Here is a 23,645-nt window from a genome sequence, read left to right on the forward strand (position 1 = left end):
ATCCGAAGCTCATGCTTCCTTCGGGGTGCTAGCGATTCAAGGACCGGCCAGGCGCCGGACAGGCGCTTGCAGGGGCTTAGGCCCCCAATCTTGGGAGGGATTGCAGCTTGCGGACGACGGTTGGGGTGAAGGCTATCTTCAAGGGCGCCGGTGCGGCGTGTGCGGCTGCGCTCCTGTTGGGGGCGGGAATGCCGAGCGCGGTTGCGGCTCAGGCCCAAGCGCAGGCGGCGCCCGCGCGCGCCACCCTCAATCCGGCGCCGCCGCGCCGCGCCGATGAAGGTTTCGGCCCTTACCCGCTGATGGTGGTGCGCGGCGCGATGCTGATCGACGGCACGGGCGCGCCGCCCATGGGGCCCGTCGACATCGTCATCGAGAACGACAAGATCACGGATGTCATCCAGGCCGGATGGCCTGGCCTGCCCGAGCGCGAGGGGCGCCCGCCGCTGAACGCGGCGCATGAGATCGATGCGCGCGGCATGTACGTCATGCCCGGCTTCGTCGACGCCCACGCCCACGGCGGCAGCCCGCAGAAGGCGCCGGACCTGGAGTATGTCTACAAGCTGTGGCTGGCCCACGGCGTGACCACGGTGCGCGGCGTCAGCCTGGCGCCGCACGACATCGCCGTGTCGGAGAAGGCCCGTTCGGCCAGGGGCGAGATCGTCGCTCCGCGCATCTTCAACTATCAGACGCTCGGTTCGGGCTGGTCGCGCGGCCGCATCCGCAACCCCGAAATGGCGCGCGAATGGGTGCGCTGGGGCGCCGCCAACGGCGTGGACGGGATCAAATTCTTCCTGCGCGGCGACGAGACGCCCGAGGTGGTCCTGGCCGCCATCGACGAGGCCAAGAAGAACCACATGGGCACGGTGGCCCACATCGCCCAGCCGGGCGTGGCCCAGTTGAACGCCGAACAGCTGGCGGCGGCGGGCCTGGGAACCATCACCCACTTCTACGGCCACTTCGAGTCGCTGCTGGGCGGGCGGACGATCCAGGACTATCCGACCGACTACAACTTCTACGACGAGCAGAAGCGCTTCGGCGAGGCGGCCGAGATCTGGGACGAGGTCGAGCCGGGTTCGGCGGAATGGTACGCCTATCTGGAAGCGCAGAAGAAGGCGGGCGTCGTCTTCGATCCGACGATGACCATCTATGCGGCGTCGCGCGACCTGATGCGGGCGCGCAACGCGCCCTGGCACCAGACCTATACGTTGCCGGCGCTGGCGGACTATTTCCAGTCCACGCGCGACAATCACGGCAGCTACTTCTTCGACTGGACGACCTCGAACGAAGTGGCGTGGCGCCGCTTCTACGAGCGGTTCATGCGGCTGGTGAACGACTACAAGAAGGTCGGCGGTCGGGTGACGGTGGGCTCGGACTCGGGCTTCATCTGGAAGCTGTACGGCTTCGGCTACATCGAGGAGCTGGAGCTGCTGCAGGAGGCGGGCTTCCATCCGCTGGAGATCGTGCGCGCCGCGACGATGGACGGGGCGACGACCCTGGCCGAACCGACCGGCAAGGCGCCGACCTTCGGCGTCGTGCGGCCCGGCATGAGCGCGGATCTGGTCATCACGACCGAGAACCCGCTGGCCAATTTCAAGACTCTTTACGGCACCGGACATGAGCGCCTGAGCCCCGAAAACCGCATCGAGACGGTCGGCGGCGTGCGTTGGACGGTGGCGCGCGGGATCGCCTACGACGCGCCGGCCTTGTTGGCCGACGTGCGGGCCATGGTCGATCGGCAAAAAGCCGAACGGGGAGAGGCGCAAGGAGGGCGCTGATCCAAAACAGCGACGCAGGCGACGCCGAATGGGGACGGCCCGCCTGGGTTTCAGATCAAAAACGAGGGGTGATCGAATGAGACTGTCTGCGTACCTGAAGACCGGGACGATAATCGCCGGTCTGGCCGTTACGGCCGCCGCCGCCGCCCAGCCTGCCTGGGCCCAATCCGAAACGCCGCCGGCCGAGCCGGAAGCCAGCGCCGTCGCCGATATCGTGGTGACCGGTTCGCGCATCCGGCGTCCGAACGTCGAGGCTGCGACGCCGGTCAACGTCGTCGACGCCCAGGAGATCGAGAACACCGGCGTCACCAACCTGATCGACGCCATGTCGCGCCAGCCGCAGGTCGGCCTGGGCTCCTCGGCGTCCAGCACGACCAACTCGGTCGCGGGGCAGGGTCTGGCCACGCTGAACCTGCGTAACCTGGGGGCCAGCCGCACCCTGGTTCTGGTCAACGGCCGCCGCCATGTCGCCGGCACGGCGGGCACCAGCGCGGTGGACGTGAACTCCATCTCGAAGACGACGATCGCGCGTATCGATACGGTGACGGGCGGCTCCTCGGCGGTCTACGGCGCGGACGCCGTGGCCGGGGTGGTCAACTTCATCACCAAGCAGGACTTCGACGGCATCGCCATCCAGACGCAGTATGGCTCGGCCGACGGTCCGAACACCTACTACGGCTCGGTCGCCGTGGGTCGGAACTTCAATGACGACCGGACCAACATCATGGGCGCGCTGACCTATGACAAGTCCGAGGGGCTGTTCCGCCACGAGCGCGACTACGCCATGAGCTCCCTGGCCGAGATCCCGAACCCGAACAAGAAGAGCGCCAACGACGGCCTGCCGTCCTTCATCATGGCGCGGGATGTCTACACCAACACCCAGAACGACTTCTTCACCCCGGTCATCGTCTCGCCGATCGGCCCCAACAAGGCCTTCGCCCTGACCTTCACGCCGGACGGCAAGCTGGTCCCGTTCGACCGCGGCCAGATCCTGTACGACGGCGCCGGGCGCGAGCAGAAGCTGTCCATCGGCGGCGACGGCTTCAAGCTGCGCGACGACATGCTGCGCACCCCGGTCGAGCGTTTCGGCGGCGAGCTGCAGTTGCGTCACCAGTTCCAACCCTCGGGCGACTTCATCAGCGAATTGAACCTGTTCGCTGAAGCCAAATATTTCCACATGGAGGCCAGCAGCCAGGCGCGGAACGGCACCTTCGCCGACAGCTCGCCGGGCATGTCGACGGGCAACGCCTATCGCATCCAGGCGGACAACGCCTTCCTGCCCGATGAACTGAAGACCATGCTGGCGCAGGCCAATATGACGTTCTTCGACATCAGCCGGATCGACACCGACATCGGCATCCGCACCACGGAAAGCGTCTACGACACCACGCGGTTCGTGACCGGGGTGGACGGCGCCTTTAGCAACGGCTGGCGGTTCGAGGCCTACGTCAACTACGGCCAGACGGAATCGGAGTTCACCAACTTCGACCGCTTGCAGAAGGAGTTCTATGAGTCGATCGACGCCTGGCGCGATCCGTCGACGAACCAGATCGTCTGTCGCAGCGCGGACGCGCGGGCGCGGGGCTGTCAGCCGCTGAACCTGTTCGGAGCCTATCTCGGCTCTCAGGAAGCGATCGACTACTCCTATATCTACACCACCCGCAACGACCGCATCCGTCAGTGGAATGCGGTGGCCAGCGTCAACGGCGAACTGTTCTCCTATCCGTCGCTGTTCAGCGGCACCAGCCTGCCGGTCGCCTTCGCGGCGGGCGTGGAATGGCGCAAGGAACAGAGCACCTCCGTGCCGGACATCCGTTCGCAGAAGGCGCTGATCTTCCAGAACACCCAGGCGAGAACCGAGGGCGCCTATGAGTCCAAGGAAATCTTCGGCGAGGTGAATCTGCCGTTGCTGGCCGACGTGCCCTTCATCCAGTACCTGGACCTGACGGCGGCCTATCGCTTCCAGGATTACACCACCACGGGCGGCGACAGCAGCTACGGCCTGGGCATGGAGTGGACGGTTGATCGCAACATCCGTTTCCGCGCCAACTACGCCAAGGCGGTGCGCGCGCCGAACATCAGCGAACTGTTCGACGGCGGCAGCGAAGGGTTCGCCCTGTTCGACGATCCCTGCGACGCGACGCGGTTGAACCTGGGCAACTATCCCGCCAACCGTAAGGCGAACTGCGCGGCCTTGGGCCTGTCGCCGGAGTTCACCCAGTCGATCGCGACCAAGCCGTCCGTCAGCAAGGGCAACCCGGACCTGAACCCGGAAGAAGGCGAAACCCTGACCCTGGGCGTCGTCCTGACGCCGACCTTCCTGCCGGGTCTGGCGGTCACCATCGACCACTACGACATCAAGATCAGCGACGTCATCGCCTCGTTCGGCGCACGCACGATCATCAACAACTGCGTCGACAGCCCGACTCTGACCAATCCGTTCTGCGGCAATGTCATGCGCGGCGCGGACGGCAACATCAGCCGGGTGATCAACCAGGTGATGAACGTCGCCGAATACTCCAACTCGGGTTGGGATGTGACGGCGTCGTACCGCACGGACCTGGAAGCCTTGGGCCTGCCGCCCTACGGCTCCCTGTCGTTCAACGTGGCGGCGGGCTTCCTGGACGAGCTGACCTATGATCCGGTGCCGGGCGACGCCAGCGTGCGCGACGAACAGGCCGGCGAGGCGCCCAATCCCAAGCGCCGCGTCAACTTCCGCGTGTCGTGGGACTACGACAAGCTGTCGCTGTCCTACGCCAATCGGTACCTGAGCAGCGTCGTGCGCAGCAATCAGGACTCGGTCGGCTCGTATGAAGTGTGGAAGGCTCCGTCGTGGCTGACCCACGACCTGCGCGCCGAGTATCGGTTCGATCGCTTCTCTGTCTTCGGCGGGGTGAACAACTTCACCGATGAGGCGCCGCCGCAGACGCCGTTCACCTGGACTGGAACGTCGTTATATAACGGCTTCAACGCCAGCATCTATAATAACCTTGGTCGTTACGTGTACATTGGCGTGAACGCCCAGTTCTAATCCAGAATGGGAAGCCGTCCGGTCTCGGGCGGCTTCTCACCTTGGAGACGCTCTAGGGCGTCTGACTTTATTTTGGGGGAAGAGACGATGAAGACCCTGACCGCATACAGCGCTATCGCAGCCGCCGTCGGCCTGATGGCCTTCACCGCCGCCCCGGCGCCGGCCCTTGCCCTTGCCGCGAGCGCCGTCTCGACCGCTGCGCCTTCGGCGCTGGATGCTCAGTTCGAGGCCATCGCCGCTGAGGAGTGGGCCTGGCGCCAGAAGGAGATGCCGGGTCGCAACGCCAAGCCCAGCACCCTGCCGGATGTCAGCGCCGCCACCCAGCAGCGTCGTCTGGAATACTGGACCGCCATCCAGCGTCGTCTCGAAGCCATTTCGCCCGAGCAGCTGTCGCCGAACCAGCACACCAACTACGCGGTCTACAAGCATCAGATCGACAACTTCGTCGATGACGGTCGTCACCGCCTGTATGAGATGCCGTTCAACTCGGACAGCGCCTTCTGGTCGTCGCTGACGGGCATGGGCAATGCCACCTTCACCTCGGTCGAGGACTATGAGCGCTACCTGTCCCAGATGCGGGACGTGCCGCGCTATTTCGATCAGCAGATCACCAATATGCGCGCCGGCCTGGCGCGCGGCTTCACCCAGCCCAAGGCCTCGCTGGTCGGGCGGGACGTGTCGATCCTGGCGGTGACGGAACCGACGGACGTCACCCAGAATCCCTTCTACAAGCCCTTCCTGACCATGCCGGCGAACATGGCGGAGGCGGACAAGCAACGCCTGCGCGCCGCCGCCGTGCAGACGATCCAGCAGCAGGTCGTGCCCGCGCACCAGACTCTGCTGGGCTTCATCCGCAACGAATACATGCCGCGCGCGCGCGACACCCTGGGCGCCAACCGCCTGCCGGACGGCGATGACTTCTATCAGACGCAGATTCGCCAATACACCAGCGTCAACCTGACCCCGGACCAGATCCACGCCATCGGCCGCAGCGAGGTCGCGCGCATCCGCGCCGAGATGGAAACGGTGATGCGCAGCACCGGCTGGACCGGCACGTTCGCCGAGTTCCTCCACTTCCTGAAGACTGACCCGCAGTTCCACTATGAAAAGCCCGAGCACCTGCTGTGGCACGGCGCCTGGGTCATCAAGAAGGTCGACGGCAAGATCGGTCAGTATTTCAATCTGAAGCCCCGCGACACCTTCAGTCTGATCCCCGTGCCGGACGCGATCGCCCCCTTCTATACGGCCGGACGGGGCGGCAACGGCGTCTGCCTGCTGAACACCTACGACCTGCCGTCGCGGCCGCGCTACAACATCCCGGCGCTGACGGTGCACGAGTGCAACCCCGGCCACGCCTGGCAGGGCAATCTGCGTCGCGAGCATGAGCCCATGCCCGACTATCGCGCCCAGACCTACATCTCGGCTTTCGGCGAGGGTTGGGCCCTCTACACCGAGAAGCTGGCCGTCGAGATGGGCATCTATGAAGACGCCTATGAGGACTTCGGCCGCCTGACCTATGAGATGTGGCGCGCGGCGCGCCTGGTCATCGACACGGGCGTGCACTCGCAGGGCTGGACGCGCGAGCAGGCGGTGGCCTTCCTGAGCGAGAACACCGCCCTGTCGGACCATGAGGTCGGCACCGAGATCGACCGCTACATCACCTGGCCGGGACAGGCCCTGTCCTACAAGCTGGGCGAGATCGAGATCGTGCGCCTGCGCCGTCTGGCCGAGGCTGAGCTGGGGGCCGATTTCGACATCAAGGCCTTCCACGATCACCTGCTGGCCATCGGCGTGGCCACCATTCCGGCCATGACCGCCGAGATGGAAGCCTTCATCGCTCAGAGCAAGCAAGCCGCAGCGGCGAAGCGATCGGGGCAGTAGTCTACATCGGGTCGACGTCGGAGGGCGTCGGTCTTCCGTCGCTGACAGACGCGTTGCAGATCGCCTGCGGCTTTGTCAGTGTCGGGAATCTGTAAAGCGTAAAGGGGGAGAGCGCATGAGCGCTGGGGAATACAAGCTGGACGACGCCGACCGCCGCATCCTGAGGGTGCTGCAGCAGGACGGGCGGATCACCAATCAGGATCTGGCGGCCGCCTGCAACATGTCGGCGTCATCCTGTTTCGAGCGGGTGCGGCGGCTGCGTGAGCGAGGGGTCATCACCGGCTACACCGCCCTGATCGATCCGAAGTTCGCCGAGCGCGAACTGCTGATCTTCATCGAGGTGCTGCTGGACCGCACGACCTCGGACATCTTCGACCAGTTCGCCGAGCGCATCCGCCGCTCGCCCGAGGTGTTGGAGTGCCACATGGTGGCGGGGGGCTTCGACTATCTGGTCAAGGTGCGGATGAAGGACATGGCGGCCTACCGCATCTTCCTGGCCGACACCCTGATCGTCATGCCGGGCGTGCGCGAGACCCGCACCTATGCGGTGATGGAAGAGGTCAAGGACACCTCGGTCCTGCCGCTGTAAGCGAGAGTTTGCGGAGGCGGCTTGTGAGCTCGCCTCCGCGCCTCAGCAGCAAGTTTTACCAGTAGCCGCCGGGGCAGCTGCCGACCGCCTCTAGCGTGTAGTAGGGCGAGGTGGTCCCGTGAACCGGCGCCGCGACGACACGGCCGTTCGAGCAACGGTCGATATACCAGCCCACCTCAACCGTCAGTGTGGCGTCGCTGTAGAAGGTGCGATGGTACATGATGCCGGGGGACTGCGCCCCAGCTCCGACGGACAGCAATGACGACGCCGCAACGGCGGACGCCAGAAGCACGGCATTACGAATCTTACGCATACGCATCAGTTCTCTCCTGCCAGTGAGTGACGGTGTCATCGTCCCTCGCTAACGGTCGAAGAGTCAATGACCGTTGTTATGCGACTAGGCGATGATGTCGGGCAGGATTTGATCTTGCAGCTTCACGATGTCGTCGCGCAGGGCCAGTTTCTTGCGCTTCAGGCGGGCGATCATGAGCTGGTCGGGCGCGGGCAGCAGCGCCAGGGCTTCGATGGAGGCGTCCAGGTCCGCGTGCTCCTGCAACAGCAGGGAGAGCTGCGCGCGCAGCTCCTTGTCTTCTTCGGACAGGTAAGGTTCGTCGTCGTTCATCGTCAGACCCCGCAGCGATGACCTTATAGCCGAGCTGGCGTCATGCCGGAAGCAGGTCGGCCAGGGTTCGCAGCGCTGGGCGCGGCACCACGCGGTCCCACAGGCGGGCGGCGGCGGCCATGGCGTCGATGGGCGGCTGCGGCGTCCCGGCCGGAGCGGGGGAGAGAGCCTGCAGGGCTTCCAGCAGATGGCGCTCTGCGGCCAGTTCGGCGGCTTTTACCTGTTCGCGCACGGCCAGGCGGGCATCGGTCTCAAGGTCCGGCACGGGCGTCTTCAGCGTGCGGCGCACGGCGCGCAGGGGGGCGATGGTGGTGGTCTGCCAGGCGCGGGCAGTGTCGCAGGCGGCTTCGATCGTCTCTTCGTCCGGGCGGCGGCCGGTGACGGCGGTCCAGGCGGCCCAGAGCAGCAGGGGCACGTTCTGCTCGTGATAGTCCTGAAGCGACAGGCAGGCGTCGGCGACGCCGGGCGCAGCATAGGCGGCGCAGGCCCAGGTCCACAGATCGTCGCTCATGCCTCTGTTCCGCCCTTCAGCCCTTCCCAGCGGCGTACGGCGGACCAGTCCAGGCCGAACACGTCCAGCGCCCGTCCGACCGACTGGTCGATCATCTGCTCCAGGCTGTCAGGCTTGGCGTAGAAGGCGGGCAGGGGCGGGGCGATGACGGCGCCCATCTCGGCCAGGGCCGTCATGGTGCGCAGGTGGCCCAGATGCAGCGGCGTCTCGCGCACCATCAGCACCAGGGGGCGGCGCTCCTTCAGCGTCACGTCGGCGGCGCGGGTCAGAAGGGTCGAGGTCACGCCGGTGGCGATCTCGCTCATCGTGCGCACCGAACAGGGGGCGACGATCATGCCCAGCGTGCGGAAGGAGCCGGAGGAGATGGTCGCGCCCACATCGTTCAGCCGATGGACCACATCCGCCTTGGCCGTCAGCGCGTCGGGGCTGAGGTCCGTCTCCTGCGACAAAGTGAGCAGGGCCGCGCGGGTGACGACCAGATGGCTCTCAACGCCCAGTTCGCGCAGGGCGTCGAGCACGCGCGCGCCATAGACGACGCCCGAAGCGCCAGAGATTCCAACGACTAGCCGAGAGGGCGCCGGCGCCCGAACGGTCGAGTTCACAACATCGGCCAAATTCGCCTCCAACCTGTCCGTGTCCGGAGCGGCGGGGGTCACTGCAATGTGATTCCACACCCCGCCGAACCGGGCGCTCAGTGTAGTGGTCCCTTAGACATGGAGGCGCAAGCCATGACCATCGAGGCTCGTATTCGCGAACTGGGTAATCGGCATCGGTCGCTGGATGACACTATCCAGCAGGAGATGCGACGCCCCACCGCGGACCCGACACACCTCAGGGAGCTGAAGCAGCGAAAACTGCGACTTAAGGAAGAAATCAACAGTCTGGAAGCCCGAGCCCACTAGCGGGCTTCCCATCTGAAATGACGACGGCCCCGGAAGATCGCTCTTCCGGGGCCGTTTTGTCTCTAGTCCGCCGGCTGGGATCAGTCGCGCGAGCCGAACACCGACTCGGCTGTGGGTTCGGCGCCCAGGCCGTACTCTTCCTCGGGCTCTTCCACGACGACTTCCGGCTCGGCCTCGGGCTCGATGGGTTGCAGGACGCCGTTCTTGGCGTCGTCCTTGGCCTTCTTGTCGGCGGCCTTGCGCACCACTTCGTCCAGCTGCAGCTGGCCGGTCAGGCCCAGCGTCACCGGGTCGACGGGCTTGATGTTGGCCGAGTTCCAGTGGGTGCGGTTACGCACGCTCTCGATGGTGGCCTTGGTGGTGCCCAGCAGCTTGGCGATCTGGGCGTCGGTCACTTCCGGGTGGTTGCGGACGAACCACATGATGGCGTCCGGACGGTCCTGACGACGCGAGACCGGCGTGTATTTCGGACCCGACTTGGCGGGCTTCAGCAGTTCGGCGTGGCGGCTGACCACGGCCTTCATGCGGTAGTTTTCGTCGTTCTGGGCCTTGTCCAGTTCTTCGCGGGTCAGCTGGCCGTTGACGATGGGATCGGCGCCGCGGATGTCGCGGGCCACGTCGCCGTCGGCGATGCCGCGCACCTCAAGCGGGTGCAGGCCGCAGAAGGCGGCGATCTGCTCGAACGAGAGCGAGGTGTTGTCCACCAGCCAGACCGCGGTGGCCTTGGGCATCAGGATGTCGGTCATGGGCATGGATCCCGGCGGTTGCGGCCCGAAAAACGGGCGTTTGAATCGACGGCGCCCGACCTTTTCGGCCGGGCGCGAGGAGGTCTTTATAGGCGATCTTGGCCGAAATGAAAACGTCGTCTGTCGTCTTCATACAGCGAAGGTTCATCTGTCGTGATGAACATTGGGGGCCAGGACGCGTTGTGCGCCGAGAGAACCACGAAGGAGACCGTGTCATGAAGAAGTTCGTGATTGCAGCAGCGGGTTTGGCCATGACGGCTGGCGGCTTTTCCGTCGTCAGTGTGAGCACGGCGGAGGCGCAGGTGATGCAGCGTGGCGCGCCGCGCGGGTCGTATGCGCAGAGCTGCAGCGGGTCGTATGTGAATCAGGGGCGCCTCTATGCCGATTGCCGCGACATGCGGGGCAACATGCGCGAAACCTCGATTGAACTGGCGCGCTGCTCCAGCGAGGAAATCGTCAACCGCGACGGGCGCCTGGTCTGCGGCCGCTTCCAGGGCGACTTCGAGAACGGCGGTCGTCCCGGTCGTCCGGGCGGCGGTTGGGATGACGGTCGTCCGGGCCGTCCCGGCGGCGGTTGGGACGACGGCCGCCCCGGAAACGGGGGCTGGGGTCAGTCTTCGATCACCGTTTATCGCGACGCCGATTACCGCGGTCAGTCGATGAGCTTCCGTAGCGAGGTGCCGAACCTGCGCAACGTCGGCATGAACGACGCGATCAGCTCGATCCGTCTGTCGCGCGGGACCTGGGAAGTCTGCGAAGACGCCAACTATCGCGGCCGTTGCGAAATCGTGCGCGGCGATATGCGGAACCTGGCCAGCACGGGCATGAACGACCGGATCTCGTCGCTGCGCCCGGCGCGCGGCGGCGGTCGCTGGTAAGGCACCGGCCTGTTCGAAGGCGAGGGCGGGGGGCTGCGGCTTCCCGCCCTTATCTTTAGGGCAGCAGCACGACCTTGCCGACGTGGGCGCCCGCTTCCAGATGGGCGTGGGCGGCGGCGGCTTCGGCCAGGGGAAAGGTCGCTTCGACCCGGGCCTTCACGGCGCCGGACGCGATCCAGGGCCAGACCGTCGCCTCGACAGCAGCGGCCAGGCGGGCCTTTTCGTCGGCCGGGCGGCTGCGCAGGGTCGAGCCGGTCAGCACGATCCGCTTCAGCATGATCCGCATCAGGTCGACCTCGGCCTTGGCGCCGGTCAGGGTCGCAATTACCACCCAGCGTCCGCCGGCCTTTAGGGCGTTGAGATTCAGGTCGGCATAGGCGGCGCCCACCATGTCCAGCACCACGTCCGCGCCGCCCGCCTCCTGGATGGCGGCGGCCAGGTCGTCCTGGGTGGCGTCCAGACTGACGTCGGCGCCCAGGGCGCGGGCGGCGTCCGCCTTGGCGCCCCCGCGCGAGGTGGCGATGACGCGAGCGCCCGCCGCCTTGGCCATCTGGACGGCCATGACGCCGATGCCGCTGGTGGCGCCGTGGATCAGCAAGGTCTCGCCGGCCTTCAGTCCGCCGCCCTCGAAGACGTTGGCGAAGACGGTGAAGGCGGTCTCGGGCAGGGCGGCGGCCTGGATGAAGTCGAGGCCGTCGGGGATCGGCATGGCGTGGCGGGCGTCGACCACGGCGTATTCGGCGTAACCGCCGCCGCCCAGCAGGGCGCAGACCCGATCGCCGATCGCCCAACGCGTCACGCCCTCGCCCAGGGCGTCGACCTCGCCGGCGACCTCAAGCCCCAGGATGTCGGAGGCGCCCGGCGGGGGCGGATAGCGGCCTTCGCGCTGGACGATGTCGGGGCGATTCACGCCCGCTGCACGCACGCGGATGCGGACCTCGCCAGGACCAGGCGTGGGCAGGGCGCGCGTCTTCAGGCGCAGGGCGTCAGCGGGGCCGCGTCCGTTTTCGATCTCTATGGCCTTCATGGCGGCGGACATGGCGGCGGCTCCCTTGGCTTGCATTCTGGTCCAATGCGGCGTTCACATAGGAGGTCATGCTCGGAATGGCCAAGGAGGCGAGGATGAGTTTCGAAGACTTGGAGCCCCGGCCGCAGCGCGGCGAGGCCATTTCCGCCCTGGGGCGCGAAGACCTGGACCTCTACGCAGTGGACGAACTGCAGGAGCGGATCGCCGCCCTGGAGGCCGAGATCGCTCGGTCCCGAGCGGCGATAGACGGCAAGTCCTCGCAGCGCAGCGCCGCCGACGCGCTGTTCAACTTCCGCTGAGGGGCGGACGGTTGGGGACGGTTTCGACGGCCCTCTCCCGCAGAATCAGCTTCCGTGGCATGACGATTGCACCCAGCGGATGCATGAGATGCATGGATAGACGCCCGTGACAGCCATCGAAGCCGATCTGACCCCGGCGCGCCTCGCCAGCGCCGAAGTGCTGGACTTCGCACGCTCGGAGCTGTTCGAGCGCACCTTCCGCGAAGGCATGGAGTTGGTCGAGGAGACCGCCGCCTATCTGGACGGCGACGGGCGGCAGGACTCCCGCCTGCTGTCGCGCGCGGCGGCCCTGTCCTATGCGGGCGAGAGCATGAAGCTGACCACGCGGTTGATGCAGATCGCGTCCTGGCTGCTGGTGCAGCGCGCCGTGCGCGAGCAGGACATGAGCGCCGAGGCGGCGGGCGACCCCCGCTATCGTCTGGCCGACCGCCGCATCGAGACGGAGCCGCGTCGCGGCGATCTGCCGATCGCCCTGATCGAATACGCCGTGCGGGCGGAAAAACTCTACGATCGCGTCCTGCATCTGGACCGCCAGATGTACGTCGAACCGGCGACGGCGCCGGCCAATCCCGTCCTGAACCAGATGGACCTGCTGCGCGCGGCTTTCGGCTGAGGTTCTCCTCCCCATTTCATGGGGAGGTGGATCGGCGGCGCAGCCGACGAGACGGAGGGGCCGCAGGGTTCCGCTGTCCCAGCCCCTCCACCGCTACGCGGTCCCCCTCCCCACGCAGTGGGGAGGAAAGCTGAGCGCGTGCGCCTTACGGCGTCACTTCATCCGGATCGATCGGCGCGTCGGCGATGACCTGGGGCAGGTTGACGGCGATGCCCAGGGCGTCGGCCAGTTTGGCGTCGCGCTTGTAGACGTCCTCGCGGAAGGCGACGCGGCCCTGACCATCGACGAAGGCGGTCCAGTACAGCAGGCGCACGCCGATGTTCCGGCCGGTGGTCACGCGCTTGGTCTCGCCGCTGGCCTGGGCCGCGTCGAACAGGGCCAGACGCTCGGGATCGGGCGACAGCAGCAGGCGGGCGAAGCCGATGGCGTCCTGCACCCGCACGCAGCCGTGGCTGCGCTGGCGCACCGACAGGTTGAAGGCGCCCCGCGCCGGGGTGTCGTGCAGGAAGATGGCGTAGCTGTCCTGCAGTTCGAACTTCACATTGCCCAGCGACGACTTCGGACCGGCGCGCTGCACCACCCAGCCGTCGGCGTTGACGTACATGTCGTTGGCGGCGAGGTAGCCGGGGCCCTTGGGCAGGATTTCGCGCCGGGCGATGCCCATGGGCACGGTCCACGGCGGGTTGGCCACGACCGAGGCGAAGGGCTTTTCAAGGCTGGGCGTCTGGTTGGCGGCGGTGCCGACGACCACGCGGTTGGAGTGAACCGGCTTGCCGTCCTTCCAGTAGACCATGATGGCGGCGGCGGTGTTGACCTCGATCCGCTCGGGATTGAGGTCGCGCTTCAGCCAGCGACGGCGTTCCAGGTTCAGGGCGATCTGGCGGGCGCGATCCTCGGCTGTGGCGGTCAGCGAGCGCTGGGTGGCGCCGCCGATGCGGCCGTCGGAACCCAGGCCGTGGCGGGTCTGGAAGCTGCGGACCGCCTGCTGAAGTTCAGGGCCGTAGGCCAGGTTGCCCTTCAGGCGTTCGGCGGCGGCGGCGCTCAGGTCGCCCTCGGCGGCCAGGCGGGCGGTCAGGGCCGGGATGCGCGGGTCGCTGGTCCCCGGCTCGATGGTGCCGCCGATACGGAAGGCGGGCCAGCCGCCCTGACGGGCGATGCGGCGATAGCGGGCGTAGCCGGCCGACAGATTGGTGTAGCCCAGGTCCGTCGGGGGCAGGGCGTCGAACCACTGGCTCAGCTTGTTGGCGGCCACGGCGTCGACCAGGCCGCGCGGCAGGTCGGCGCTGTTCTTCTGCATCTCCCACAGCTCTTCGACCGTTTCGGGCCGGACGCGCCCTTCAGCCAGGACTTTGGCGTAGGCCAGGGCGGCGGCGGTGGTGCGGATCTCGGCCGTTTCGCGGTCGGCGGCCAGGCCCACGAAGTCGAAGAAGTCCCCGGCGGGCAAACCATGACGTTCGGCGCCGGCGGCGACCTCCTGCAGCACGCGCAGGCGGTCGGCGGTCCAGATCGGCTTGCCCTGGGTCAGTTGATAGACGGCGCGGACATCAGCCTGCTGGGCTGCGGGCAGGCGACCGGCCTGGGCGTCGAAGCCGGCGATGAAGATTTGAGGGTCCGTGGTGCGCGTCTGGGCCAGCGCCCCGTTCGCGGCTGCCAGCGTCAGGCTCGTCGTGGCGACGCCAAGGCCCAATTCCCGTCGGTTCATCGTCTGTAACTCTTGTGGTCCGATATCGGCCCGGACCCAGCGTCCACGCCCCGAGTAATCGAACGCGCCCATGTTAACGGTGTTCCGGGCAACAAAAAAGCGCCGGTCCAGGGACCGGCGCTTTTGTGGCGAACTTGTCGCACCAAGCGTGGCTTACTTCTTGATGAAGCCGCCGAACTTGTTGTTGAAGCGCGAGACGCGGCCGCCGCGGTCCATCAGGTGCTGGTTGCCGCCGGTCCAGGCCGGGTGAGACGTCGGGTCGATGTCCAGGTTCAGCGTGGCGCCTTCCTTCCCGTAGGTCGAACGGGTCTGGTAGGTGGTGCCGTCGGTCATCACAACAGTGATGAAGTGGTAGTCGGGGTGCGTGTCCGCTTTCATCGATCTTGTCCGTCTCTGCGCGACGACGATGCCGACCGTCACTGCGCGTAATTAGAGAATCCCGCCACAGAGCGCGACGGGAGCGAGGGGCGGCGTTTACACCGGGGTGCGATCCGGGGCAAGAGCGCGACCATGACCCAAGCTGAACCTCAACGTCACGCCCAGCCGACCGGCCGCCCCGGCGCCGGAGCTGTCCTGGCCGAACAGATGGACGAGGCGGGCGGCAAGCGCGCCAAGAGCCGCAACATCCGCCCTCTGGGACGGCTGCTGCCCTTCCTGGGGCGTCACAAGATGGACGCGGCCATCGCGACGGTGTGGCTGATAGGTTCGACGGTCGCTTCTCTGGCGCTGACGGCGACGGCGCGCGGCGCCATCGACCAGGGCTTCGAGAACGGCGGCGCCAATATCGACAAATGGTTCCTGATCCTGGGTCTCAACGCCGTGATCCTGGGGCTGGCGACGGCGCTACGCTATTTCTACGTCACCAAGACGGGCGAGCGGATCATCGCCGACCTGCGTACGGCGCTGTTCCAGCGCATCCTGACGCTGGACCCGGTCTTCTTCGCCCATATGCGGACGGGCGAGGTGCTGTCGCGCCTGACGACGGACATCCAGTTGGTGGATACGCTGCTGACCACCTCTATCAGCTATGCGCTGCGCAACTTCCTGACCCTGATCGGCGGGGTCATCCTGCTGTTCTTCGTCAGTCCGAAGCTGACGGGGTTCGTGCTGCTGATCGTGCCGGTGCTGATCGTGCCGTTGTTCCTGTTCGGCCGCGTGGTGCGTCGCCTGACGGTGCAGTCGCAGGACACCTTCGCCGGGGCGGTGGGCTTTGCAGGCGAAAGCGTCGACGCCATCGAGACGGTTCAGGCCTTCGGCCGCGAGAAGAGCTCCATCGGCCGCTTCGGCGCGGCGGTGGAGGAGGCGTTCGGCGTCTCCCTGAAGCGGATGCGGGCGCGCGGCGTGATGACCGCCATGATCATCATGGTGATGTTCGGCGGCGTGACGCTGGTGCTGTGGCTGGGCGCGCAGGACGTGATCGCCGGGACCATGACGCCGGGCGCCTTGTTGCAGTTTGTCCTGCTGTCGGTGTTCGCGGCGGGCGCTGTCGGGGCTTTGGGCGAAAGCTGGGGCGACGTGCAGAAGGCGGCGGGCGCCATGGAGCGGATCGACGAGCTGATGCGGGCGACCCCCGCCATCGCGCCGCCCGCCAGTCCGGTCGCCCTGCCTCAACCGCCGCGCGGCGAGGTGTCGATGTCGGCGGTGGACTTCGCCTATCCGGGCCGTCCCGACCTGCCCGCGCTGAAGGGTTTCAGCCTGACCGTGCGGCCGGGCGAGACGGTGGCTCTGGTCGGGCCGTCGGGGGCGGGCAAGTCGACGGTCTTCCGCCTGTTGCTGCGTTTCTATGATCCGCAGTCGGGTCTGGTGTCGGTGGATGGCGTCGACGTGCGCGCGGCTGATCCGGTCGATGTGCGCAACCGCTTCGCCTGGGTGTCGCAGGAGGCGCCGCTGTTCTCGGGCTCGGCGCTGGAGAACATCCGCTTCGGCCGCGAGGTCGCCACGCTGGACGAAGCCCGCGCCGTCGCCGCCGAGGCCCAGGCGCTGGGCTTCATCGACGCCCTGCCGGAAGGCTTCGACACGCCTCTGGGCGAGCGCGGCAAGAGCCTGTCGGGCGGCCAGCGCCAGCGCCTGGCTATCGCGCGAGCGCTGGTGCGCGAGGCGCCGATCTTGCTGCTGGACGAGGCGACCAGCGCGCTGGACGCCGAGAACGAACGGCTGGTGCAGGCCGCGCTGGATCAGGCGATGGAGGCGCGCACCACCCTGGTCATCGCCCACCGGCTGGCGACCGTGCTGCGCGCCGACCGCATCGTGGTGATGGACGGCGGCCAGGTGGTCGAGGAAGGCACCCACGCCGAACTGACGGCCAAGGGCGGGCTTTATGCGCGTCTGGCGAAGCTTCAGTTCCAGGGGACGTAAGTAAGACCCTCTCCCGGCGGGAGAGGGCTTGAGCGCACGAGAGCGTAGCGATCGTTCTTGCGCGAAAGGGTGAGGGGCTTGTCCTGTCAGTCGGCGTCAGCCGTGGCCCAGGCCGTGATGCGACGGCCTTCGGCCGATTTCACCCGCGAACCCTCACCCTTTCGGCTGGCGGATCGCCTTCGGCTCTTCGAGCCTCAAGCCCTCGCCCATCGGGAGAGGGACGTCAGCGTGCGTCTACAGCCGCTGCGGGAAAATCGCTGAACACGGCGTCGACGCCCAGCGCGTAGATCGCCTTCAGCCAGCCCGTCAGGTCGCCGTGGTCGGCGGGCGCGTCGCCGATGCGGTATTGGGCGGGCAGGAACAGGTTCTCCGCCCGGAAGGTCCAGACCACGACCTTCAGTCCCGTCGCATGGGCGTCAGCCGTGAGGCTGGAGGCGTCCAGCGCGCGGCCCGCCTCGTCGCGCGGCACGACCATCAGATCCTGCACTCCGACGGCGTCGGCGTAGCGGGCGATCTCGGCCAGCCCCTGCGGCGTCGCCATTTCGGCATAGGTTGAGCCGGGCCGGTCGGCGGGGCCGCCGCCCGCCTGCATCAGTTGCAGCAGGGGCGCATCAATGCGCGCCTTCAACTGTTCCAGCGTCCCGACCTCGAAACACTGGATCAGGATAGGGGCGTCGGCAGCGGTCAGTCCGTGGCGCTCCAGCGCGGCGACGAAGGCGTCCTCCATCGGCAGGCCCAGAGCGGCGAAGTGGGACGGGTGCTTCAGTTCGGGCGCGACGCCGATGACGCGGCCGGTGCGGGCTGCGCCTTCGCGGGCGATGGCGACGACCTCGTCAAAGGTCAGGATCGGCTCCTGGCCGTCGAAGGCGGCCGAGGCGGGGCGCAGGGCGGGCAGCCGCTCGCGGGCGCGCAGGGTCTTCAACTCGGCCAGGGTGATGTCTTCGGTGAACCAGCCGGTGATGGGAACGCCGTCCACGTTGCGGGTGGTGCGGCGCGTGGCGAATTCGGGACGGTCGGCGACGTCGGTGGTCTCGCCGATCTCGTTCTCGTGGCGCACGACCAGATGGCCGTCGCGGGTCATGACCAGATCCGGCTCGATGAAGTCGGCGCCCTGGTCGATAGCCAGTTCATAGGCGGCGCGCGTGTGTTCGGGCCGCTCGCCGGATGCGCCCCGATGGGCGATGACGATTGGTTTGGCAGGGGAAGCGGACATGGCCGGTTGGCTCGACGACAGGAGGACGGCGGTCAGGATGGCGGCGATCATGTCGGGAGGGTAGGGGGCGCAGGTGACAGGCGCGTGATCACGCGACCCTCTCCCGGCGGGAGAGGGTTTGAGCGCACGGCGGCGCAGCCGTCGTTCTTGCGCGACCCGAAGGGCGGCGCGAAGCAGCCAAAGGGTGAGGGGCTTGTCCCGCCAGTCGGCGTGAGCCGTGGCGCGGCGGCTTACGCCGACTTTGGCCGCGAATCCTCACCCTTTCGCCTTGCCAATCGCTTCGCTCTTGGAGGCTCAAGCCCTCTCCCATCGGGAGAGGGGGATCAGGCCTCGCGCAGGATCTTGCGCAGCTTGGACTGGATGTCCGGGTTGCCGGCGATGATCTGCTTGCCGCTCATGGGATCGCCGTCCTGGTCGATGGTGGTGACGACGCCGCCGGCCTCAGTGACCAGCAGGATGCCCGCCGCCACGTCCCACGGCTGCAGGTTGCGCTCGAAATAGGCGTCGTAACGGCCCGCAGCGACCCAGGCGAAGTCCAGCGAGGCGGCGCCCAGACGGCGGATGCCCGCGACGCGCTGGCCCACGGCGTGGATGTCCTTGATGGCCTGGCCGTGGCCGGTCTTGCCGATGAAGGGCAGGCCCGTGGCGATCAGGCACTCGGCCATGTCGGCGCGCCCGGCGATGCGGATGCGCGTGTCGTTCAGGTAGCAGCCCTTGCCCTTTTCGGCCCAGAACATCTCGTTCATGACCGGGTTGTAGGTGACGCAGGCGACGATCTCGGACGTGCCGTCGGGATGCTTGCGCTCCAGACCCACCGTGATGGCGAAGTGGGGCATGGCGTGCATGAAGTTGGTGGTGCCGTCGATCGGGTCGACGATCCAGGTGTGGGTCTTGTCGGTGCCCTCGATCATGCCGCGCTCCTCGCCCAGGAAGCTGTAGCCGGGGCGGGCCTTCAGAAGCAGCTCGAACAGGGTCTGCTCGGCCTTGACGTCGGCGGCGGTGACGAAGTCGCCCGGACCCTTGCGGGACACCTGGAGCTGGGACACCTCGCCGAAATCCCGGAGCATCGGGCGGGCGGTCTTGCGGACGGCGTCCATCATGACCTGAAGCAGGGCGGAAGCGAGGGCCATAGGCGGTTCTCCTGATCCGTCGATCCTTAAAAGGCCAGCGGCCCGGATGGACGGAGAAGCAAAAGGGGCGCGGACCATCCGCGCCCCTGTAGTCTTTATAGCGTCCGGCCTTGGCCGGGAAACGCGGCCTTTGTTAGTCCGCGCGGCGGACGTATTCGCCGGTCGAAGTGTCGACGATGATCTTCTCGCCCGTCGACATGAAGGGCGGGATCATGACGCGGATGCCGTTCGACGCCTTGGCGGGCTTGTAGGACGACGAGGCGGTCTGGCCCTTCACGGTCGGCTCGGTCTCGACGACTTCCAGAACGACCTGTTCCGGCAGTTCCAGGCCGATCGGACGCTCTTCGTGCATCTCGATGATGACCTTCATGCCTTCCTGCAGGTAGGGGATGCGTTCGTCGCCGACCCAGCCCTTTTGCAGTTCGATCTGCTCGTAGGACTCGTCGTCCATGAAGACGAGGGTTTCGCCGTTGTCGAACAGGTAGGAGTAGTCACGCTGTTCCAGCGTGACGCGCTCGACCTTGTCTTCCGAGCGGAAGCGTTCGTTCAGCTTGTTGCCGGTCTCGAGGTTCTTGGCCTCGACGTTGGCGAAAGCGCCGCCCTTGCCGGGCTTGACGTGGCTGGCCTTGGTGACGACCCACAGGCCGCCATTGTGTTGCAGGACCATGCCGGGCTTGATGGTGTTGGCGTTGATTTTCATGAGAACCGTAGGGCTCGTTGCTGGGGGGCGGCAGGCGCCGACCGCCAGAGCGTGGCGCGCCAAATCGCGGCGAGCCCTAGAGGATAAGCCGAAAAAGGGCAATGGCGGGGGCGCCTGTCCTCTCATGCCGTTCCTCTTGCGCCGTCATGCTCGGACTTGATCCGAGCATCCAGCAGGCGCGACCGCAGATACGGATGTGTCAAACGGCTGTGCGGCTGGATCGTCGGGTCAAGCCCGACGATGACGGCAGGATAGAAGAGCCTTAGTTCCCCGTGGCGGCGCCGTCGGTGACGATGTCCTTCATCGCCGACTGCAGATAGTTCTGTGCGCCCATCAGCTTGATCAGGCTGTGCTGGTTTTCGAGGAAGTCGACGTGCTCCTCGGTGTCGGCCAGGATCTTCATCAGCAGGTCGCGGCTGACGTAGTCGCGGGCTTCCTCGCACTGGGTGACGGCGTCGCGGGTCGTGGCGCGGCTGTCGATCTCAAGCTGCAGGTCGGCGCCCAGGCATTCGATCGGGTCTTCGCCGACCTTCAGCTTGTGCAGGTCCTGCAGATTGGGCAGGCCGTCCAGGAAGAGGATGCGCTTGATCAGCATGTCGGCGTGCTTCATCTCGCCGATCGATTCTTCGTAGATGACGTTGCCGAGGTGGGTCAGACCCCAGCTCTCGAACATGCGGGCGTGCAGGAAGTACTGGTTCACCGCCGTCAGTTCGTTGGTCAGCACCGCATTGAGGGTGCGGATGATCGCGGGATCGCCCTTCATGGTCGTCGTCCTTGTTCAGCGGCGGCGAAAGCGACGTCGGCGCGACGACAGGGCCTCTCGGCCGCCCGTGAGGACTTCATAGCACGGCTGAAACGCCGTGGATTATTTGCGAGTTTTTATCACTGCATTGATAATGCGAGTGAAATCCGCTTTCAAAAAGCGGCGCCACCATAGGTGAGCGCTACTCCGCCGCGATGGCGAAGGCGGCCTGGGTTTCCTGGATCATCTGGCGCATCTCGCACACGCATTTGGCGCACTGGGGCGCGCACTGGTGGCTGGCGAAGATGTCCTTCGGACGGTTGGCGCCCGCCTCGATGGCGAGGGCGACGTCACGCTGGCGAAGACCGTTACAGTTGCAGACGTACAAGGCGGGGCACCCGGAACACTGAGAATGGCTCGCTATAGCATTTATTAAGGCGGGTGCAAATCATTCGCATGCACATGCGACATTGACGGCGAGGACGGCTGGGGGCAGGGCTCGGCCATGGCTCGTCAACCGCAAATCCCCGCCCGTCCGCCCTGTCGGCTGTATCTGATCACGCCGGTCGCCATTCCGGACCTGGAGGCCTTCGCCGCCGATCTGGAGGCCGCCCTGTCGGCGGGCGACTGCGCCGCCCTGCAGATCCGCTTGAAGGAGGCTTCGGACGAGGAGGTCCGCGCCGCCGTCGCGCGGCTGAAACCGATCTGCCAGGCGCACGACGTGGCCCTGATCTTGAACGACCGGCCGGACCTGGCGCGGGCGACCGGCTGCGACGGCGTGCATGTGGGCCAGGAGGACGCCTCCCTGGCCGAGGCGCGTCGCATCATGGGCGAGGACGCCATGATCGGCGTCACCTGCCACGACAGCCGCCATCTGGCGATGGAGGCGGCCGAGGGCGGGGCCGATTACGTGGCCTTCGGCGCCTTCTTCCCGACCGAGACCAAGGAGGTCGCTCATCACGCCGAGCCGGATATCCTGACCATCTGGCAGGAGACCATGGAGGTTCCCTGCGTCGCCATCGGCGGCGTCACCGCCGAGAATGCAGCCGGCCTAGCGGCGGCGGGGGCGGACTTCGTGGCCGTCAGCGCCGGGGTGTGGGCGCATCCGCAAGGACCGGCGGCGGCGATGAGGGCCTTTGACGGGGCCCTGGCGGGCGCTGCTTCCTGACTTCAGAGGATGTTTAGGAAACTCGGGCAGGGTGAGGCCTTAGTGTCGCCCCGTGGACCCGATCATGACGATGAGCCGTGCGCTCGAAAGAACTGAAGCTGTTGTGGAGCCGTCGGGCATGACGCCCCGTACGCTCCCGTCGTCACAAGCTAACACCGCCTTCTTCCGCCATCCTCTGTTGCCGATCCTGACCGCCGTGGGCGTCACCGTCCTGGTGGTTCTGGCGGTCAGCTTCGCCCGCGCCAACGGCGTGGTGGCGGCCTTGTGGGGAGCGGGCGGCCTGGCCTTGGCGCTGTGGCTGCGCGGCGGGCGCGGGATCGCCTACGATTGCGGTTTCGCCGTATTGATCACGGCGGGCGTGCTGGCGGGCGAGTTCCTGAGCGGCAATGGGCCGTCGCTGGCCTTGCTGTTCACCGCGGCCAATCTGCTGGAGATCGTCCTGGCGGTGGTGCTGACGCGCCGACTGGTGACGGGACTGCACGTCGACAGCGTTGAAGGGCTGGCGCGGTTCCTGGCCGTTTGCGCGATCGCTCCGCTTCCGTCCGCCGTATTCAGCGCCGTCGCCCTGAACATGATGATCGGCGCCGATCTTCTGGATTCCTTGCGGATCTGGTGGAGCGCCCACGCCCTGGGCTTCGCTGTTCTGGGCGTGTTCGGCCTGACCTTGCGCCGGACGCATCTGGATATTCTGCGTCAGCCCGTCCGGTTGGCTGAGGGCGTGGGGTTGAGCGCCCTGATCATGGGCGCCTGCTACGCCATCTTCTCGCAACTGAGCCTGCCTTATGGGTTCCTGCTGTTGCCGCTGCTGGTGCTCATGGCGGTGCGCTTCCGTGTCGTCGGCATCGCCTGGGCCTTGATGATCGTCTCGGTCATGGCCATCGGCGGAACCATGGCCGGGCACGGTCCCTATCACGACTTCAACGCCGAACAGCGAGCCATGCTGGGGCAGCTTCTGGTGTTGCTGGGCTATATGCCGATCGTCATGGTCGCGGCTCTGCTGGAAGAGCGGGATCGCCTGGCTGAACGCGCTCGCGAGGGGCGGGCGCGGGCCGAGCGCGCCTCGGCGGCCAAGTCGCGACTGCTGGCCAATGTGGCCCATGAGATCAAGAGCCCGATCGGCGGCGTCATCGGCATCGGCGAGCTGTGGGCCGGCGGGCACCTGGGCGCTGCCACGCCCAACCAGGTCGAGATGGCCCAGATGCTGGTCAAGACGGCGCGTCAGGTCGAGGCTCTGACCCATGACCTGCTCGATGTGGCGCGGGCGGAGGCGGGCGCGGTCAAGGTGGACCTGAGGCCTACCGACGTCACCGGCGTGCTTGAGGACGTCCGCCGCAGCCTGCTGTTGAATCCTGAGACAGCGGCGGTGAAGATCGAGGTGGTCGCGGCCGGCGATCATCTGGTGGCGCGGGCCGATTCCCAGCGTCTGACGCAGGTGGTGGGCAACCTGGCCAATAACGCCGTCAAATACGGCGCCTCGGGCGGGCTGGTCATCCTGCGCGCGGCCTGGAGCGGCGATCGCATCCGCATTGAGGTCGTCGATCGCGGACCTGGCCTGTCGGAAGAGAAGCAGGCGCAACTGTTCGAGCCCTTCAACCGTCTGGGCCTGGAGCGTTCGGCCATCGAGGGGCATGGCGTCGGCCTGACCCTGGCCAAGCGGCTGGTCGAGCTGCAGGGCGGCGAGATCGGCGTGATCTCGGCGTCGGGGCAGGGCGCGACCTTCTGGGTGGAGCTGCCCGGCGCCTGATCCGGCGGGACGCGATG

At 66.9% G+C, this 23,645-nt stretch carries 24 protein-coding genes; 11 read left to right on the forward strand and 13 right to left on the reverse strand.

Translation table 11 applies throughout. The features are described 5' to 3' along the window. Positions 1–188: 188 nt before the first annotated feature. The 4 genes from AC3IPP_RS04540 (at position 189) to AC3IPP_RS04555 (ending at position 7,276) form a co-directional block, all read left to right on the forward strand. On the forward strand, positions 189–1,775 hold the full coding sequence (locus tag AC3IPP_RS04540) for an amidohydrolase family protein (RefSeq protein ID WP_489177442.1): 1,587 nt from the start codon (positions 189–191) through the stop codon (positions 1,773–1,775). A 76-nt stretch (positions 1,776–1,851) separates the two neighbouring features. Next, the gene (locus tag AC3IPP_RS04545; RefSeq protein WP_087139787.1) at positions 1,852–4,806 is read left to right on the forward strand and encodes a TonB-dependent receptor domain-containing protein; all 2,955 of its coding nucleotides are present in this window, start codon (positions 1,852–1,854) and stop codon (positions 4,804–4,806) included. A gap of 87 nt (positions 4,807–4,893) precedes the next feature. Beyond that, entirely contained in the window at positions 4,894–6,687 is a 1,794-nt protein-coding gene (locus AC3IPP_RS04550) for a DUF885 domain-containing protein (protein ID WP_087139785.1), read from the forward strand. 115 nt (positions 6,688–6,802) lie between these two features. Then, positions 6,803–7,276 (forward strand): Lrp/AsnC ligand binding domain-containing protein, encoded by a 474-nt coding sequence (locus AC3IPP_RS04555; RefSeq protein WP_003165692.1) that lies wholly within the window; start codon positions 6,803–6,805, stop codon positions 7,274–7,276. Between the two features lie 55 nt (positions 7,277–7,331). On the opposite strand, the gene AC3IPP_RS04560 is transcribed toward AC3IPP_RS04555, so the two are convergent. From AC3IPP_RS04560 to AC3IPP_RS04575, 4 genes are all read right to left on the reverse strand, one after another. Next, positions 7,332–7,595: a hypothetical protein gene (locus AC3IPP_RS04560; RefSeq protein WP_087139783.1), complete on the reverse strand. Its 264-nt coding sequence runs from the start codon at positions 7,593–7,595 to the stop codon at positions 7,332–7,334. Positions 7,596–7,673: 78 nt separating this feature from the next. Next, positions 7,674–7,898: a YdcH family protein gene (locus tag AC3IPP_RS04565; protein WP_046653338.1), complete on the reverse strand. Its 225-nt coding sequence runs from the start codon at positions 7,896–7,898 to the stop codon at positions 7,674–7,676. 40 nt (positions 7,899–7,938) lie between these two features. Further along, positions 7,939–8,409 carry a TIGR02444 family protein gene (locus AC3IPP_RS04570; RefSeq protein ID WP_489150530.1) on the reverse strand — a complete coding sequence of 157 codons (471 nt, stop codon included), beginning with the start codon at positions 8,407–8,409 and terminating at the stop codon, positions 7,939–7,941. Then, a complete protein-coding gene (locus AC3IPP_RS04575; RefSeq protein ID WP_489151038.1) occupies positions 8,406–9,011 on the reverse strand; it encodes a UbiX family flavin prenyltransferase in 606 nt (201 codons plus the stop codon). Before AC3IPP_RS04575 ends, AC3IPP_RS04570 begins: the two co-directional genes overlap by 4 nt. A gap of 126 nt (positions 9,012–9,137) precedes the next feature. On the opposite strand from AC3IPP_RS04575, the gene AC3IPP_RS04580 reads away from it, so the two are divergent. Then, entirely contained in the window at positions 9,138–9,311 is a 174-nt protein-coding gene (locus tag AC3IPP_RS04580) for a YdcH family protein (protein ID WP_087139864.1), read from the forward strand. An 80-nt stretch (positions 9,312–9,391) separates the two neighbouring features. On the opposite strand, the gene AC3IPP_RS04585 is transcribed toward AC3IPP_RS04580, so the two are convergent. Next, a complete protein-coding gene (locus tag AC3IPP_RS04585) occupies positions 9,392–10,057 on the reverse strand; it encodes a DUF1013 domain-containing protein (protein WP_087139780.1) in 666 nt (221 codons plus the stop codon). A gap of 215 nt (positions 10,058–10,272) precedes the next feature. On the opposite strand from AC3IPP_RS04585, the gene AC3IPP_RS04590 reads away from it, so the two are divergent. Further along, positions 10,273–10,935, forward strand: coding sequence for a beta/gamma crystallin-related protein (locus tag AC3IPP_RS04590; RefSeq protein WP_489150531.1), 663 nt, complete (start codon positions 10,273–10,275; stop codon positions 10,933–10,935). Positions 10,936–10,990: 55 nt separating this feature from the next. Here the strand turns inward: AC3IPP_RS04590 and AC3IPP_RS04595 are convergent, their stop codons facing one another. Beyond that, the gene (locus AC3IPP_RS04595) at positions 10,991–11,974 is read right to left on the reverse strand and encodes an NAD(P)H-quinone oxidoreductase (protein WP_489150532.1); all 984 of its coding nucleotides are present in this window, start codon (positions 11,972–11,974) and stop codon (positions 10,991–10,993) included. A gap of 83 nt (positions 11,975–12,057) precedes the next feature. Here AC3IPP_RS04595 and AC3IPP_RS04600 point away from each other — a divergent pair, with 83 nt between their 5' ends. Together AC3IPP_RS04600 and rcdA are read left to right on the forward strand one after the other, a co-directional pair. Then, positions 12,058–12,261, forward strand: a complete 204-nt coding sequence (locus AC3IPP_RS04600) for a DUF1192 domain-containing protein (protein ID WP_256968103.1) — start codon at positions 12,058–12,060, stop codon at positions 12,259–12,261. A 208-nt stretch (positions 12,262–12,469) separates the two neighbouring features. Beyond that, complete coding sequence (gene rcdA / locus AC3IPP_RS04605) at positions 12,470–12,874, forward strand: protease adaptor protein RcdA (RefSeq protein WP_373407957.1); 405 nt, start codon at positions 12,470–12,472, stop codon at positions 12,872–12,874. Between the two features lie 145 nt (positions 12,875–13,019). On the opposite strand, the gene AC3IPP_RS04610 is transcribed toward rcdA, so the two are convergent. Together AC3IPP_RS04610 and rpmE are read right to left on the reverse strand one after the other, a co-directional pair. Beyond that, the gene (locus AC3IPP_RS04610) at positions 13,020–14,576 is read right to left on the reverse strand and encodes a L,D-transpeptidase family protein (protein ID WP_489150533.1); all 1,557 of its coding nucleotides are present in this window, start codon (positions 14,574–14,576) and stop codon (positions 13,020–13,022) included. Between the two features lie 153 nt (positions 14,577–14,729). Then, positions 14,730–14,954, reverse strand: a complete 225-nt coding sequence (rpmE, locus tag AC3IPP_RS04615) for a 50S ribosomal protein L31 (RefSeq protein WP_003168899.1) — start codon at positions 14,952–14,954, stop codon at positions 14,730–14,732. A 132-nt stretch (positions 14,955–15,086) separates the two neighbouring features. On the opposite strand from rpmE, the gene AC3IPP_RS04620 reads away from it, so the two are divergent. Continuing rightward, positions 15,087–16,931: an ABC transporter transmembrane domain-containing protein gene (locus AC3IPP_RS04620; RefSeq protein WP_489150534.1), complete on the forward strand. Its 1,845-nt coding sequence runs from the start codon at positions 15,087–15,089 to the stop codon at positions 16,929–16,931. A 223-nt stretch (positions 16,932–17,154) separates the two neighbouring features. On the opposite strand, the gene AC3IPP_RS04625 is transcribed toward AC3IPP_RS04620, so the two are convergent. The 5 genes from AC3IPP_RS04625 to AC3IPP_RS04645 form a co-directional block, all read right to left on the reverse strand. Then, positions 17,155–18,195 (reverse strand): glycerophosphodiester phosphodiesterase, encoded by a 1,041-nt coding sequence (locus AC3IPP_RS04625; protein ID WP_489150535.1) that lies wholly within the window; start codon positions 18,193–18,195, stop codon positions 17,155–17,157. A gap of 272 nt (positions 18,196–18,467) precedes the next feature. Further along, entirely contained in the window at positions 18,468–19,274 is an 807-nt protein-coding gene (locus tag AC3IPP_RS04630; protein ID WP_489150536.1) for an inositol monophosphatase family protein, read from the reverse strand. Positions 19,275–19,407: 133 nt separating this feature from the next. Continuing rightward, the gene (efp, locus tag AC3IPP_RS04635; RefSeq protein ID WP_087139622.1) at positions 19,408–19,974 is read right to left on the reverse strand and encodes an elongation factor P; all 567 of its coding nucleotides are present in this window, start codon (positions 19,972–19,974) and stop codon (positions 19,408–19,410) included. A gap of 262 nt (positions 19,975–20,236) precedes the next feature. After that, a complete protein-coding gene (bfr, locus tag AC3IPP_RS04640) occupies positions 20,237–20,737 on the reverse strand; it encodes a bacterioferritin (protein ID WP_087139619.1) in 501 nt (166 codons plus the stop codon). 181 nt (positions 20,738–20,918) lie between these two features. Continuing rightward, positions 20,919–21,104, reverse strand: a complete 186-nt coding sequence (locus AC3IPP_RS04645; protein ID WP_003165676.1) for a (2Fe-2S)-binding protein — start codon at positions 21,102–21,104, stop codon at positions 20,919–20,921. A gap of 117 nt (positions 21,105–21,221) precedes the next feature. Between AC3IPP_RS04645 and thiE the strand changes: the two genes are divergently transcribed. Next, the gene (thiE, locus tag AC3IPP_RS04650) at positions 21,222–21,884 is read left to right on the forward strand and encodes a thiamine phosphate synthase (RefSeq protein WP_489150537.1); all 663 of its coding nucleotides are present in this window, start codon (positions 21,222–21,224) and stop codon (positions 21,882–21,884) included. Positions 21,885–22,002: 118 nt separating this feature from the next. Then, positions 22,003–23,628: a sensor histidine kinase gene (locus AC3IPP_RS04655; protein ID WP_489150538.1), complete on the forward strand. Its 1,626-nt coding sequence runs from the start codon at positions 22,003–22,005 to the stop codon at positions 23,626–23,628. Positions 23,629–23,645 lie beyond the last annotated feature (17 nt).

This window comes from Brevundimonas sp. KH_060, from assembly GCF_057838275.1.

What these genes read in the sequence shown, in the direction of transcription:
- AC3IPP_RS04565 (WP_046653338.1), bottom strand. Translation starts at nt 7,898, where the DNA reads ATGAACGACGACGAACCTTACCTGTCCGAAGAAGACAAGGAGCTGCGC.
- AC3IPP_RS04550 (WP_087139785.1), top strand. Translation starts at nt 4,894, where the DNA reads ATGAAGACCCTGACCGCATACAGCGCTATCGCAGCCGCCGTCGGCCTG.
- AC3IPP_RS04580 (WP_087139864.1), top strand. Translation starts at nt 9,138, where the DNA reads ATGACCATCGAGGCTCGTATTCGCGAACTGGGTAATCGGCATCGGTCG.
- AC3IPP_RS04545 (WP_087139787.1), top strand. Translation starts at nt 1,852, where the DNA reads ATGAGACTGTCTGCGTACCTGAAGACCGGGACGATAATCGCCGGTCTG.
- efp (WP_087139622.1), bottom strand. Translation starts at nt 19,974, where the DNA reads ATGAAAATCAACGCCAACACCATCAAGCCCGGCATGGTCCTGCAACAC.
- rpmE (WP_003168899.1), bottom strand. Translation starts at nt 14,954, where the DNA reads ATGAAAGCGGACACGCACCCCGACTACCACTTCATCACTGTTGTGATG.
- AC3IPP_RS04630 (WP_489150536.1), bottom strand. Translation starts at nt 19,274, where the DNA reads ATGGCCCTCGCTTCCGCCCTGCTTCAGGTCATGATGGACGCCGTCCGC.
- bfr (WP_087139619.1), bottom strand. Translation starts at nt 20,737, where the DNA reads ATGAAGGGCGATCCCGCGATCATCCGCACCCTCAATGCGGTGCTGACC.
- AC3IPP_RS04560 (WP_087139783.1), bottom strand. Translation starts at nt 7,595, where the DNA reads ATGCGTATGCGTAAGATTCGTAATGCCGTGCTTCTGGCGTCCGCCGTT.
- AC3IPP_RS04600 (WP_256968103.1), top strand. Translation starts at nt 12,058, where the DNA reads ATGAGTTTCGAAGACTTGGAGCCCCGGCCGCAGCGCGGCGAGGCCATT.
- AC3IPP_RS04595 (WP_489150532.1), bottom strand. Translation starts at nt 11,974, where the DNA reads ATGTCCGCCGCCATGAAGGCCATAGAGATCGAAAACGGACGCGGCCCC.
- AC3IPP_RS04585 (WP_087139780.1), bottom strand. Translation starts at nt 10,057, where the DNA reads ATGACCGACATCCTGATGCCCAAGGCCACCGCGGTCTGGCTGGTGGAC.
- AC3IPP_RS04570 (WP_489150530.1), bottom strand. Translation starts at nt 8,409, where the DNA reads ATGAGCGACGATCTGTGGACCTGGGCCTGCGCCGCCTATGCTGCGCCC.
- AC3IPP_RS04620 (WP_489150534.1), top strand. Translation starts at nt 15,087, where the DNA reads ATGACCCAAGCTGAACCTCAACGTCACGCCCAGCCGACCGGCCGCCCC.
- thiE (WP_489150537.1), top strand. Translation starts at nt 21,222, where the DNA reads ATGGCTCGTCAACCGCAAATCCCCGCCCGTCCGCCCTGTCGGCTGTAT.
- AC3IPP_RS04655 (WP_489150538.1), top strand. Translation starts at nt 22,003, where the DNA reads ATGACGCCCCGTACGCTCCCGTCGTCACAAGCTAACACCGCCTTCTTC.
- AC3IPP_RS04540 (WP_489177442.1), top strand. Translation starts at nt 189, where the DNA reads ATGCCGAGCGCGGTTGCGGCTCAGGCCCAAGCGCAGGCGGCGCCCGCG.
- AC3IPP_RS04625 (WP_489150535.1), bottom strand. Translation starts at nt 18,195, where the DNA reads ATGATCGCCGCCATCCTGACCGCCGTCCTCCTGTCGTCGAGCCAACCG.
- AC3IPP_RS04610 (WP_489150533.1), bottom strand. Translation starts at nt 14,576, where the DNA reads ATGAACCGACGGGAATTGGGCCTTGGCGTCGCCACGACGAGCCTGACG.
- AC3IPP_RS04555 (WP_003165692.1), top strand. Translation starts at nt 6,803, where the DNA reads ATGAGCGCTGGGGAATACAAGCTGGACGACGCCGACCGCCGCATCCTG.
- rcdA (WP_373407957.1), top strand. Translation starts at nt 12,470, where the DNA reads ATGGAGTTGGTCGAGGAGACCGCCGCCTATCTGGACGGCGACGGGCGG.
- AC3IPP_RS04590 (WP_489150531.1), top strand. Translation starts at nt 10,273, where the DNA reads ATGAAGAAGTTCGTGATTGCAGCAGCGGGTTTGGCCATGACGGCTGGC.